Source organism: Candidatus Saccharibacteria bacterium oral taxon 488, assembly GCA_010202465.1.
Lineage (GTDB): Bacteria > Patescibacteriota > Saccharimonadia > Saccharimonadales > Saccharimonadaceae > Nanosynbacter.
This window is the reverse complement of the sequence record CP047919.1, coordinates 305,592-318,268: the sequence shown is the minus strand read 5'-3', so window position 1 is coordinate 318,268 and position 12,677 is coordinate 305,592. Positions and strand designations below refer to the sequence as shown.

Sequence of the window (12,677 nt, the reverse complement as noted above, 5' to 3'; positions counted from 1 at the left end):
TTCGCCCGTCTCGGTCTATAATACAAGCATGAAGTGGGCGGGGGATGTTTCGCAAGTCGGTGAATTATCGCGATTTTGGCTGCGGCGACTATGCGAGGCGGCCTTGTTCGTCGGGCTGGTCATCGTCCTCCTCTATGCTTGGGCGCGTTTTATCCCGACCGGTTACCGGCTACCCATCGGCGAAGCCATCACCGACCTCGCCGCCGCCATCAGCGCCCTCGTCAGCCTTGCCGCCCTCATCCTCTGTCTGTGGCTACCGCGCCGAGCCATCACCGCCGCATCCATCGCTGTCTACGGCCTGATCATCCTTGCCGTCGGCTCACTGGTTGCCACCAGCGGCTTTCTGGCCTCGCCATTCGCCGCCGCCTGGCTCAGCGCTGCGGTGTTCGCCGGCTTCTTTGGCTGGCCCGTTGTCCTCGGCACCAGCCTCCTCGTCATCATCGCCATCACCACTGCCGCCATCACCCAGCACGCCAGCCTCATCGCCACGATTGGCGCCCTATTTTTTGGCCTGGCGCCCCTAGCTCTTGGCTTTATCATCTGGCGCCATCAGCCGCGCGTCAGTAAGCTCGGCGACATATCTGAACTCCGCACCAAGCTATCCACCGCCGAAGGCACCTCTGACATCGTCATTAACACCATCGACGACGGCGTGCTGGCCATCTCGCGCGAGGGCAATATCGAGCTAATCAACCCCTCGGCCCAGCGGATCATCGGCTGGAACCAAGGCGACGCCCTCGGCCTCAAATGGCAAAGCGTCATCCAATTAGTCACCGCCGATGGCAAAGACGTCACCGTCACCGAAAACCCGGTCATGCAGTCACTGATCAATAATCGGCCGGCGCACTCCGACAAATTACTCCTCCGCACCGCCTCTGACAAGCAAATCCTCGTCTCCATCGTCGCCTCGCCAGTCGGTAAAGACAACGAAGGCATCATCGTCGTTTTTCGCGACATCACCAAGGAAAAAGCCGAGGAGCGCCAGCAAGCCGAATTCATCTCTACCGCCAGTCACGAAATGCGCACTCCCGTCGCCTCCATCGAGGGCTACCTCGGCCTGGCGCTCAACCCAGCCACCGCCCACATCGACGACAAGGCGCGCGATTTCATCACCAAGGCCCACGCCTCGGCCCAGCACCTGGGTCGACTGTTCCAAGATCTGCTCGACATCAGCCGCGCCGAAGATGGCCGCCTCAAGAATGAGCCGCAGATCATCAATATCACCACCTTTGTCGGCGAGATCTTTGAGGGCCTGGCGCCACGCGCCGCCGAAAAAGGCCTCGTCTGCACCTTCCGTCCGGACGCCGCCGCCACTGTCCAGCCGGCGTACTACGCCAACGTCGATGCCGATCACCTCCGCGAAGTTGTTTCTAACTTGATCGAAAATGCCATCAAGTACACGCCCGACGGGGAAGTAGTCGTAGACATCACCGGTGATGACAAAACGATCACCATCAGCGTCCAAGACAGCGGTATCGGCATCCCCGCCGAAGATGTGCCACACCTCTTTCAAAAGTTCTACCGCGTCGATAATTCCGACACCCGCGAGATCGGTGGCACCGGCCTCGGCCTGTATCTCAGCCGCCGCCTGACCGAGGCAATGTCCGGCCGCCTATTCGTCATCAGCGAATACCGCAAGGGGAGCACTTTCTTTCTCGAGATTCCTCGCACCCGAACCGACGAGGCGATGCGCCAATTACCAACCACTCCCGCGCCTACCGCTCCACCACTGACCACCGAACCGCCAACCGCTGTCGCCGTCCAGCCAACCGTCCCGATCAATGCCACCCAACCGGACGCCGCCGCTACCGTCCTGACTAAGCCGGCCACGCCGCCGGTGCCGCCGCCCAACTTTAGCCCGCTGCAGCTAATGCCCGCACCACCACCTGAACCAACCACTCCCGCGCCCGCCATGCCATCCACACCGCCCGACCCAGCCCCGAGCCTCTTGCCACACCCACATCCCCTGAACCAACCGCTACGCCCACACCATCAACACCACTCGCTACCCCAGAGCCAGCTGCTGCCCAACAAAAACCATAACCACTATAGTATTTTGGCGCAAACTTCGGTATAGTAGGGGTAGTTATGACAAAGATTTTACTAGTAGAAGACGACAAAAGCCTGCGCGAGATTTACGGCGTCAGGTTACTAGCTGAGGGCTACGACATCGTTTCGGCGGGCGACGGTGAAGAGGCTTTGGCTATGGCTATCAAAGAACGCCCGGCCTTGATCGTTAGCGACGTGATGATGCCCAAGATTTCCGGCTTTGACATGCTGGATATCTTGCGCTCGACCACCGAGACACGCGACGTCAAAGTCATCATGATGACCGCATTGTCATCCGAAGACCAGCGTCAACGTGGCGAAGCCCTCGGCGCAGATCGCTACCTCGTTAAGTCGCAAGTTGGCATCGAAGACGTGGTGCGCACTGTCCACGAAGTACTCGGCGACGCGCCAGAACCGACTCCCGTCGCGCCCGAGCCGGCCGCAGAGCCCGTAGCAGCTGACGCGCCGTTGGCGGCACCGGCCACCCAGCAAGACGCTCCGGCAGTTACCTTGCCATCACCAACAGAGATAGCAATTGCAACCCACGTTGTCACTCCGGCACCGACCGCACCAATAACTCCGACGACCCACGATGATTCAGCCATCGCACCCGCTCAAGCTAGCCCAGACAATTCGACCCCTCCAGCAACCGACCCAGCACCGTTCGTCCTGCCGAGCGCCCCATTGGCACCGACGGCTCCGTCCGCATCGACTGAGCAAACCGCCGAGCCGGCCACTACAGAACCAGTGACGCCAGCCGACCCAGCGCCAACCCCAGCGCCCGAGGTAGAGCAAACTCCGGTCTCTGAGTCAGCGCTGACCCCATCTCCTGAAGCAGCACCGACCACCCCGACCGACACCTTGCCACAGCCAACAGCACCGACCTCATCACCATCGCCGCAGCCGACCAGCCACGGTGGCGAACGAGTAATCCAGCCACTGAGCCAAGAGCCACAGCCAGACATGTCCAAGATGATGGAGCAGGAGCTCAGCGACCAACTCGAGTCTATGCAGGCCGCACCACAGCCAACGCCAGATTCAGGCGACTTCACGCTGCCGACGCCTGATGCTATGGCGGGGCCGCACGGCGACCTGACACTAGATGCACTCGAGCCACTACCGACGCCAGCCGATGACCAGCTGCTTGATGCTGGTACCGCGATCAATGCCGAGCTCGCCAACGCGGCATCATCACAGCCACAAGATGACGATACACCGTTCGTCCTGCCCACCCCAGCACCGATGCCAACTGATCCAACCTCGACCCCAACGCCTGAGGCAGAGCAGACCTTGACCCCTGAAGGAGGGCCATCCCCCGTGACAGAGCCAGCACAGCCAACGACACCCCAGCCACCGACCAACGCCTTTCCGCCGCAGCCACCGGTAGCTTCCTAGTATGACGACACCAACGCAAGCATCCGATTCTACCAATTCATCTGCCCAGCGCCTCAACAAATTCGTGGCGCTGGCACTCGGCGTGTCGCGCCGCCAGGCTGACGAACTGATCGAGCAGGGCACGGTCACGGTGAATAACCAGCCCGCCAAGCTGGGTCAACGCATCACTGCAATCGACATCATTCGCCACGGCAACAAACGACTCACCGCCCAAATCCACCAACTCATTCTCCTCCACAAACCCATCGGCTACCTCTGTTCGCGCGCCTCTCAGGGCGGGATACCAACCATTTACGAATTATTGCCAACCAGTCTCCATCACCTCAAACCCGTCGGTCGCCTCGACAAAGACAGTTCGGGCCTCATCCTCCTCACCAATGACGGGGACTTCGCCCACCAGATGACACATCCGTCGTTTTATAAAATGAAGCGCTACCTGGTGACGCTCGACCAGCCGCTCCAACCGCTCCACCGGCAAATGATCAATGACTTTGGCGTGCAGCTGCCTGACGGGCCGAGCCGCTTGACGCTGGAACGTCAGCACGAGGGCGACGACCACCGCTGGATCGTCCAGATGAGCGAAGGCCGCAACCGCCAAATCCGCCGCACCTTTGCCGCCCTTGGTTACGCCGTTACTAAGCTCCACCGGACAGATTTTGGTAATTACAGCCTCGGCGACATCAAGCGCGGGGAATTTACCGAAGAGCCACTGACTACCTAGGCCTCCCCGGGCACCAAAAGCGCATATTATATCACATTTTTGACAAAATACATTGACATTTTATTCTATTAGTGATATATATATATCAGCTTTTGCTCAAAGTTTTTAGGGTGAAAGTCGCCCTTTAGCTTTGAGCTTTCTTCTCGAGAAAGGATAACAATGAGGATCATCATCTATTTTGTGGTGCTCACGCTCAACATCGCTGTCGCGACGTATACTTTCGTGGTGGCGATCAAACTCGGTCAAGTGACCGAGTCCTGGGTTGGTATTGCAATAATGGCTGGCACTGGGGTATTGAATGTCCTAAGCGCAGCAAACATGATAGACGCAATCAAGGAGGTTATCAAGAGCAAGGGCTAAGCCCACCGGAAAGAAAATAGCTCGCCGTATGCGCTCAATCTGATTGAGACAATATAATGTTGTCTCTCGGATTGAAAGATCCGTATACAGCTTGAGCTCGTTCGGTGGGCTATTTTCATTGCCTTTCGCCAAATCCTCACGCCTCTGGTATAATAGGCGTAATTATGTCTCATACATTACCTACCGTCGCCATCATCGGCCAAGCTAACGTTGGCAAAAGTTCGCTGTTTAACCGCTTGACGCGCGCCCGCACCGCCATCGTCGCCCGCGAAGCCGGCACCACCCGCGACAACGTCGTTGGCAAAGTTTCGTATAAGCGCCGCGCATCGTCTCCTAACGAGAATGCGGCAGGCGCGGCACCTCCTGGGCTGGAGCATGGCACGAACACGCACGCCAGCCTCTCCGACAAGTCGATAGCTCTGCGGACGGCGTTGCCGGATGCATTCGACATGGAGGAGACGGTTGGCGGTCGCGCTGCAGCAAACACGCACGCCGAATTCTGGCTCATCGACACCGCCGGCCTCAAGCCCGCCGAAGACGAATTCGAAGCCACCATCCAAGACCAAATCGCCGACGCCTCTGCCGCGGCCGACGTCATTCTCGTCATGGTCGATTCCACCGTCTATCCATCAGACGCCGACCGTCAACTGGCCAAAAAAGCCCTCAAAAGCGGCAAGCCCGTCCTCCTCATCGCCAATAAAGCTGACCTCAAAGGCTCGCTCCACACCGACGAATTCAAGCGTCTCGGCATCAAAACCATCATCAAAACCTCTGCCGAGCACAACATTGGTATCTCCGAGCTACTCGACAACATCGCCGATCTCATTCCGCCAGCCACTCAAACCGAAGCTGACGACATCATTCGCGTCGCCTTGATTGGCCGGCCAAACGTCGGCAAAAGCAACCTGTTTAACACCCTAGCAGGTAAGCAACAAGCCATCGTCGCCAATGTCGCCGGCACCACCCGCGACGTCAACCGCGTCCAAGTCCGCTACCATGGCCAGACCATTGAGCTACTCGACACCGCTGGCGTCCGCCGCCAAGGCAAGCAAGAAACCGGCATCGAAAAGTTCTCGGTCCTCCGCACCATGCAGGCCATCAACGAAGCCGACATCTGTTTTCTCTTGATGGACGTCAATGAATTAAACGTCGGACTAGACCAACGCCTGGCTGGCATCATCGACGAAGCAGGTAAGGGGCTCGTCCTAGTGGTCAGCAAGTGGGACTCCGTCGAAGGTAAAGACGCCTACACCCATGACGAGCTGGCACCACAAATTAGCTATCATTTCAAATTCACACCCTATGCACCACTCATCTTCACCTCATCAGTCACTGGCCAAAACGTCGCCAAATTGTTTGACCTCGCCCTTGATATTTACAAACGCCGCCGCCAAGAGTGCAAAACCCGCGTCCTCAACGACCTCTTGCAAAAAGCCGTCACCGCTCATCCGCCAGCCGGCCTGAAGAATTCACATCCAAAACTCCGCTACATCGTCCAGACTGATATGGCCCCGCCATGGTTCGTCATCTACGGCAGCAACCTCAAATTCGTCCACTGGAGCTACAAACGCTACCTTGAACGCACCCTGCGCGAAGCCTTCAACTTTGCCGGCACACCCATCAAACTATCTTTCCGTGACGAAAAACAACTGAAAGCCAACCGCGAACGCATCGCCCGCGGCCTAGAACCGGTCACCAAAGCCTACAAACAGGCCAAAAACGCTGAAAAAAGCATATAATACCACATTTTTGACAAAATCCATTGACATTTTATTCTATTAGTGATATATATCAGCTTTTGTTGACGAGTTGAGTAAATCCTTGTCCGAAAGTGTAGTTTGACAAGCAGAAGAATAACTAGGTACGAGGTGAGTTCTCGTAACACCATAAGAAGTGCTACGATATCTCATCTCGTACCAACCGGGTGCGAGAGAAGATAGTCGAGAGGAAAACAGTGTCTAACAACATCACCATTAATTTTGAAAAACTTCCAGCCTTCAAGGCAAGGCCGGGCCTCGATTGGACGAGAAGGATGGGAGACGCACAAGACGACTGGCTCACGGCGGCTGTCGTGAAGTATGCGGATCGATGGGCCCGCCTCATGCAGGCGGTCATCGACCATACTGGAGCAAGTGTTGCCCAGGTGGCAACATGGGCAAGCCATCAGGCTGATGATGTACATAACAGTATCAGCGGTGGTGGACTCTATGGAGCCGCAAGCGAGCTGTCAATCTACTGGATCTACGGTGAAGAACTCGCCGACTGGTACGAAAGATCGGCGACTCCGTTGACCTTCAAGGCTAGTAAGGAACTGGTAGACATGTTGCGTGATCCGTCTAGATGGGCTTTCACTGCAACTAGGCCATAGCGAATCACCAAACTGACAAGCAGAATAATTTGCTTGGCGGTTTATCTCCCGCCTCAACAATTCTCCTGCTTGTCAGTTCGCTCCATAGATGCGTGTCTATGCTGATGAGTCGGAAACGACGAAAGCGAACTCGATATAGAAAATACCGTAAATCTAGGCCGGCATTGGAGGGCGTGGAGAGTAGCCGATACGCGTCACATCTCTCGATAATCCGCCTCGGTGGCAACTCGCATAATTTTTTGGACAGCCTCAACCATAGGGGCGACTGTCTCAATCTTTGGCTCAAACTGATCTAACTCGCGTAGGTTTACCCACCGATACTCAGAATACTCATCATTGAGTGTAATTTCACCGCCAATAAACCGGGCATAATAATGTGGCAGCACCATAGCCTGTCCATTAGTTTTGACAAAATATTCATTAACGCTGATGTTCGTCACCACCGCAATTTTAGCGACCGAGCCAATTTCCTCGTTTTTCTCCCGCCGAAGACCATTCACCAAGCCACCATCCGTCGACTCCAACTTACCGCCAATAAACGAGAACACGCCATCATAATCAGCCTCCCCGCGGCGTCTAGCGAGCAGCACGGCAGAGCCGTCTTGATTGAATAGCACTATTTTTTGACAGTACTGAAACAAGGTTGTATCCATATATTGCCTTTCTCGCCTTACACTTCCTAGAGTCATCATACCATAGGTACGGGCAGATCTTACAGCCGCCTAGATAACGACTGAGACGCGGGGGGTAGCGTTCAGTTGCGACGGGGGCAGGGCCGCTCGCCAATCTCTGCTTTTTCCTGTAAAATAAAGGCAATGAAGCTCTATAACACTCTCACTCGCCGTAAAGACAAACTGACGCCGCTTGACGGGCAGACGGTTCGTATGTATACCTGTGGACTGACGGTGTATTCGCAGCCGCACATTGGCAATTGGGTTGGTTATATTTATTGGGATGTGTTGGTGCGGCTATTGCGCTGGCAAGATATCTCAGTGATTCGGACGCAAAATATCACCGACGTTGGGCATTTGACCAGCGATGATGATGGTGGTGAGGATAAGATGGAGAAGGGCGCGCGCCGCGAGGGTAAAACCGCTTGGGACGTGGCCGAGCAGTACATCGCCATCGCCGAGCACGAGGCCTACGAGGTGTTGAAACTAGTACGACCCGACCATCTGGTGCGGGCAACAGATTATATCCAGCAGCAAATCGACTTTGCCAAGGGCTAGACGAGAAGGGATTTTTGTATAAGATTGCTAGTGATGGCATGTATTTTGATACGTCGCGGCTGCCGGATTATGGCAAACTCGCGCGGCTGGACGTGGCAGGCCTAGAAGCCGGCACGCGGGTCAGCGTGGCAGGCAAACGCAACATCACCGACTTCGCCGTCTGGAAATTTTCACCGACCAACACTAAGCGCGATATGGAATGGGACAGCCCGTGGGGCGTCGGTTTTCCGGGCTGGCACTTGGAATGTTCGACGATTGCTCGGGAGACGCTGGGTGATACAATTGATATTCACACCGGCGGCATTGACCACATTCCGGTGCATCACACCAACGAAATTGCCCAGAGTGAGAGTTTGACCGGACAGCAATTTTCTCAAATGTGGCTACACAATAACCACATCAAAGTTGACGGCCGCAAGATGAGTAAATCCTTGGGTAACATCATCACCCTCACTGACATCACTGCCCGCGGCTTTAGTCCAATGGCTTTTAAGCTAGCGATTCTCAGCAAGCATTACCAAACCGAAGGCAATTTCACCTGGGAGATTTTGGAGGCAGCTCAGGCGCGGCTGGACCATTGGCGCGGCTATGCGGCGCTGCGGCACCAGACGCACGACACGCTGGATGATGACGATGACAAAGACGAGCAGGAGGGCACCGTGTCGCTGCTGGCGGCGCAGCAGGCGCTGGTCGAAAAGTTGAATGATAATTTGGATACACCGGGGCCTTGGCGCTGATCGATGAGGCGTTCTCACGGCTGGATCACGCGCCATTGGAGAAGATTCACCGCGGCGGTTTACTGCAGCTACTCGAGGTAATTGACGAGGTTTTGGGCCTAGAGCTAATGAATACCACGCCAGACATTGACGATGAAGCCAAGCGACTCATCCTCGAGCGCCAGCAAGCTCGCCGCGCCAAAAACTGGCAGGCCGCCGACGACATTCGCGCTCAACTCGACGAAAAGGGCATCGCCCTACGCGACACCCCGTCTGGTCAAGTTTGGTCATACCGATAATCTCTCGGCCGCTTACTCAGCTGGCTTCGTATCAGCGGCTTTTTTGAGCGCCTTTTTTAGCGGCGAGCGGCGAGGCGGCGTCTGCGGCTCGCGATTATGCGCCAGATAATCGTCCATCAGCACCTTGAGCGACCCAGCGATCGGAATAGCCACCACGCCACCGACCAAGCCGCCAACATACAGCCCGACCGTCACCGCCACTAAAATCGCCAGCGCCGACAGCTCGACTTTCTTGCCCTGAATGACTGGCGCGATAAAATTATTCTCAATCTGCTGGTAGATCACGAAATAGATGAGATAGATAACGCCCGCCGACACGCTATTGAGCATCAGCATCAGTCCCACCACCACACCGGCGATCGTTGCCCCAAACATCGGGATCAGGCTGAGCAAGAACACCAGCAGAATTGTCGGCATCGCCAAGTTGGCCGCGATCTCCGGAATAAACCAGCTCATACCAAACACGAACGCCCCGGCGCACAGCGAGCCGATCCCCGACACCGTCAGCTGCCCAACAATGTAGCCAGTTACCACATTATAAATCTTGCCAACCAGCACCTTGTGATGGTCGCGCCGCTGCTCATCCCGATACAGCCGCCACAGCCGCTCCATCCATTCCTGACCCTCGAGCAACATCAAGAACGTCAGCACCAGCACCAGAAAGGCCGATGCCAAAAATGACGCCAGAGAGCCGATACTGCCGAGGATATTCGCGCCAAAACTTGCTGCCCAACTGGATGCCTGGCCGCGAATATTGTTCATCAGCGAATCAATCTGCGGCTGCAAGCCATTTTGCTCGACAAAGCTCTTCAGCCCGTGCCACTGCTCATTAACACCATTGACCAGCCCCGGCAGTGTCTCGGCAAACTTGGCCGATTGTTGCACCAACGGCGGCACCACAAACCAAATCACACTAGTCAAGATGATGATCAGCAGCATAAACGCCAACGCCGTCCCGCCCAGCCGACTCTTGCCGGGCAGCCACGACGCCAACTTACGCACCGGCGCGTTCAGCGCCAGCGCCAGAAACAACGCCGTCCCGAGCACCATCAGCGCATCCCGCGCCGAATAAATCATCAACCCCGCCAGCCCAAAGCCAATCACCACCAGCCAAAACCGCACAAATGTTTTAGTGTCTATTTCAATGCGTACTTTCATACTTAAACTTTATCAGCTTTTCGCTTCATCCGCAACGCCGACAGAGACAACTTGCTGTCATATGACATCGCACCGTAGCGGAAAATCCGCACCGCCAGCATCATGATCAGTACCGCAGACACCACCAAGACCGCCACGCCGATCAAGGCCTCAATGAGCGACAAATTGCCAACCGTATTCCTAATCATCAACGGAATCGGCGCCGTAAGCGGGAAGTACGACATGACCATTGAGAACGTTGACTCTGGGTATGAGACAAATACTGACGCGGCATACAGCGGCCCAAACAGCAATATCATCACCAGACCAACCCACGAACCTGCCTCCTTGGCAGTCGGCATCATTGCTCCCATAGCCACCAACAAACCGGTCAGCATGGTAAAGCTCGCGCCGAATAACGCGACAGCAATAGCAATCCTGGTCGGATCAAACACAATTTGCGATAGATCAAAGTTAGACAGGTGCAGCTGCGAACCAAATCCAAAATAGCCAATCAACACCGGCACAACGATAACCATCCCCTGAATCAACGATAGAGCGATCAACGCCCAGATCTTACCAACGATCAGTGTCTTGGCTTGCACTGTTGTTAGCAGCATCTCGACGGTGCGGTTTTCTTTCTCCTCGACAGTACTGGTCAGCATCTGATTACTAAAGAAGGCAACGAGCATATAAAATAGCACCAGGAAGAACCCTGGCACGACCATCTCGTTCACACCGCCGCTTTCTTTACCGTCTTTATAGGTCTTGAGTGACGAATTAATTTTCTGCTTGATCACTGCCGCTTCTGATCCGGTGACCTTGCTATCAACCGACTGACTCAGTAATGTACGGACAACTGCCTCGTACTTATTATTCTCGAAAACTCCTGTATCTTGGCCGTATATCCTGATCGTGTCCTTCTCGAGATCCTTCGGTATATAGAAATACGCATCCGTCTGACGGCGTTTGACTTTTTCAACACCTTCAGCTTCGGAGTCAACTGACTGGACTTTCATCACCGCCGCGACTTCCGGCTTGATTAGCTTTGAATGATCTGTCATAGTAATGCTGAATTTTTGCTCTTGAAGCTTATCGGCCGCCTCTTTGGTCGCCTGATTTGACCAAATAACAATACCGAAAACCAGCCCGATCATGACCGGAAAACCTAGCGCTATCAGCCAAAAAGTTGGCTTCTTCAAGGTACGCAGCACCTCAAATTTGAATACCATTCCGAAATTATGCATCTTACTCATGACGTACCTCCTGCTTCTCGCCGCCATAAACCTTCACAAAAATATCATCCATTGACGCGCCGCCGAACTGCTTTTTCACCTCTGCTAGCGTACCGTACGCTGCTGCTCGACCGTCTTTTAGTAGAATCAGCCGGTCGCATAGTCGCTCGACCTCTTCCATCTGGTGGGTGACAAATACCACCGTTGCGCCGGCCTTGCGCCGCTCCTCGATAATATTCATCAACAGGCGACGGTTCACTGGGTCAAAGCCCTTGGTTGGCTCATCCAAAATGAGCAGCTCTGGATCACCCATGATGGTTACACCCAGCTGAATTTTTTGCTGCTGACCACCTGACAATTTATCCAGCCGGGTCTTTGCCTTATCACTCAAGTCAACTCGCTCCAGATAATTCATGGAGAATGTGCGAGCCTCTTCTTTGCTGAGACCTTTCAGCCGGCCAAAATAAATCATAGTGTCGATGACTTTTTCTTTTTTGTACAAGCCGCGCTCCTCTGGGAGATAGCCTAGCTTGACGCTATCCTCAACCGTATACGGCTTGCCATCAACCAGTAGCTCGCCAGCCGTCGGCTCGTATAGCCCTAACAGCGCCCTGAGTGTCGTCGTCTTTCCTGAGCCATTGCTACCTAAGAATCCGAACACCTCGCCGCGCTGCACCTCAAAACTGAGGTCTTGAATGACCACCTTGTCGCCAAACGCCATCTGAAAATGACGAATCTCGACAATCGGTCGCTGCTGTTTTACTGTGTCTCGTCCCATATATCTCCCTTTCTTTCTGCTTATTATACACTATGTGGGTGGAGCAGGGGGCGTAAGGTACTATATCTTATTTTCGCTCTACTCCCTCGGCGCTCCGAGCTATCGCCGCTACAACTTCACGCTCTACTCCGTAATGTACAGCTATACCAACCGCGCAGCGCATGACGTCCTGAATCTCTTTGATGAGATTATCATACTGCGGCTGGCCGTGCTTGCGGCGCTTGACGCCCATACCTTCAAGGTGGTTAACGGCGCTAGCGAGCTCGCCACTCTCCTCGCACAACCGCGATACGCGCTGGAATATGTCAGCACCATGAGGGAACTTCGCATCAAGAGCCTGACAAATGATTAGTAGATTGGTAAATGTTTTATCGTCCAGATGCATTGATT

The 12,677-nt window shown here is 54.9% G+C and carries 11 protein-coding genes and 1 pseudogene; 7 read left to right on the top strand and 5 right to left on the bottom strand.

The window, feature by feature from the left end; translation table 11 throughout:
* Window positions 1-28 precede the first annotated feature (28 nt).
* The 6 genes from GWK76_01665 (at window position 29) to GWK76_01640 (ending at window position 6,893) form a co-directional block, all read left to right on the top strand.
* On the top strand, window positions 29-2,077 hold the full coding sequence (locus tag GWK76_01665) for a PAS domain-containing protein (protein ID QHU92030.1): 2,049 nt from the start codon (window positions 29-31) through the stop codon (window positions 2,075-2,077).
* An 11-nt stretch (window positions 2,078-2,088) separates the two neighbouring features.
* The gene (locus tag GWK76_01660; protein ID QHU92029.1) at window positions 2,089-3,444 is read left to right on the top strand and encodes a response regulator; all 1,356 of its coding nucleotides are present in this window, start codon (window positions 2,089-2,091) and stop codon (window positions 3,442-3,444) included.
* A 1-nt stretch (window position 3,445) separates the two neighbouring features.
* A complete protein-coding gene (locus GWK76_01655) occupies window positions 3,446-4,165 on the top strand; it encodes a pseudouridine synthase (protein ID QHU92028.1) in 720 nt (239 codons plus the stop codon).
* 159 nt (window positions 4,166-4,324) lie between these two features.
* Window positions 4,325-4,525: a hypothetical protein gene (locus GWK76_01650; GenBank protein ID QHU92027.1), complete on the top strand. Its 201-nt coding sequence runs from the start codon at window positions 4,325-4,327 to the stop codon at window positions 4,523-4,525.
* A 164-nt stretch (window positions 4,526-4,689) separates the two neighbouring features.
* Complete coding sequence (der, locus tag GWK76_01645; protein ID QHU92026.1) at window positions 4,690-6,264, top strand: ribosome biogenesis GTPase Der; 1,575 nt, start codon at window positions 4,690-4,692, stop codon at window positions 6,262-6,264.
* A gap of 185 nt (window positions 6,265-6,449) precedes the next feature.
* The gene (locus GWK76_01640; GenBank protein ID QHU92025.1) at window positions 6,450-6,893 is read left to right on the top strand and encodes a hypothetical protein; all 444 of its coding nucleotides are present in this window, start codon (window positions 6,450-6,452) and stop codon (window positions 6,891-6,893) included.
* A gap of 194 nt (window positions 6,894-7,087) precedes the next feature.
* Here the strand turns inward: GWK76_01640 and GWK76_01635 are convergent, their stop codons facing one another.
* The gene (locus GWK76_01635; protein ID QHU92024.1) at window positions 7,088-7,546 is read right to left on the bottom strand and encodes an NUDIX domain-containing protein; all 459 of its coding nucleotides are present in this window, start codon (window positions 7,544-7,546) and stop codon (window positions 7,088-7,090) included.
* Window positions 7,547-7,708: 162 nt separating this feature from the next.
* Here GWK76_01635 and GWK76_01630 point away from each other — a divergent pair.
* Window positions 7,709-9,137, top strand: a pseudogene (locus GWK76_01630) (cysteine--tRNA ligase).
* A gap of 12 nt (window positions 9,138-9,149) precedes the next feature.
* Here the strand turns inward: GWK76_01630 and GWK76_01625 are convergent.
* From GWK76_01625 to GWK76_01610, 4 genes are all read right to left on the bottom strand, one after another.
* Entirely contained in the window at window positions 9,150-10,295 is a 1,146-nt protein-coding gene (locus GWK76_01625; protein ID QHU92023.1) for an AI-2E family transporter, read from the bottom strand.
* Between the two features lie 2 nt (window positions 10,296-10,297).
* Complete coding sequence (locus tag GWK76_01620) at window positions 10,298-11,530, bottom strand: ABC transporter permease (GenBank protein QHU92022.1); 1,233 nt, start codon at window positions 11,528-11,530, stop codon at window positions 10,298-10,300.
* Window positions 11,523-12,230, bottom strand: coding sequence for an ATP-binding cassette domain-containing protein (locus GWK76_01615; GenBank protein ID QHU92553.1), 708 nt, complete (start codon window positions 12,228-12,230; stop codon window positions 11,523-11,525). Before GWK76_01615 ends, GWK76_01620 begins: the two co-directional genes overlap by 8 nt.
* A gap of 124 nt (window positions 12,231-12,354) precedes the next feature.
* Window positions 12,355-12,672, bottom strand: coding sequence for a hypothetical protein (locus GWK76_01610; GenBank protein QHU92021.1), 318 nt, complete (start codon window positions 12,670-12,672; stop codon window positions 12,355-12,357).
* Window positions 12,673-12,677 lie beyond the last annotated feature (5 nt).

Bases quoted from the DNA above. Each gene is read 5' to 3' on its own strand.
- GWK76_01665 (QHU92030.1), top strand. From the start codon at position 29: ATGAAGTGGGCGGGGGATGTTTCGCAAGTCGGTGAATTATCGCGATTT.
- GWK76_01660 (QHU92029.1), top strand. From the start codon at position 2,089: ATGACAAAGATTTTACTAGTAGAAGACGACAAAAGCCTGCGCGAGATT.
- GWK76_01655 (QHU92028.1), top strand. From the start codon at position 3,446: ATGACGACACCAACGCAAGCATCCGATTCTACCAATTCATCTGCCCAG.
- GWK76_01650 (QHU92027.1), top strand. From the start codon at position 4,325: ATGAGGATCATCATCTATTTTGTGGTGCTCACGCTCAACATCGCTGTC.
- der (QHU92026.1), top strand. From the start codon at position 4,690: ATGTCTCATACATTACCTACCGTCGCCATCATCGGCCAAGCTAACGTT.
- GWK76_01635 (QHU92024.1), bottom strand. From the start codon at position 7,546: ATGGATACAACCTTGTTTCAGTACTGTCAAAAAATAGTGCTATTCAAT.
- GWK76_01625 (QHU92023.1), bottom strand. From the start codon at position 10,295: ATGAAAGTACGCATTGAAATAGACACTAAAACATTTGTGCGGTTTTGG.
- GWK76_01620 (QHU92022.1), bottom strand. From the start codon at position 11,530: ATGAGTAAGATGCATAATTTCGGAATGGTATTCAAATTTGAGGTGCTG.
- GWK76_01615 (QHU92553.1), bottom strand. From the start codon at position 12,230: ATGGCGTTTGGCGACAAGGTGGTCATTCAAGACCTCAGTTTTGAGGTG.
- GWK76_01610 (QHU92021.1), bottom strand. From the start codon at position 12,672: ATGCATCTGGACGATAAAACATTTACCAATCTACTAATCATTTGTCAG.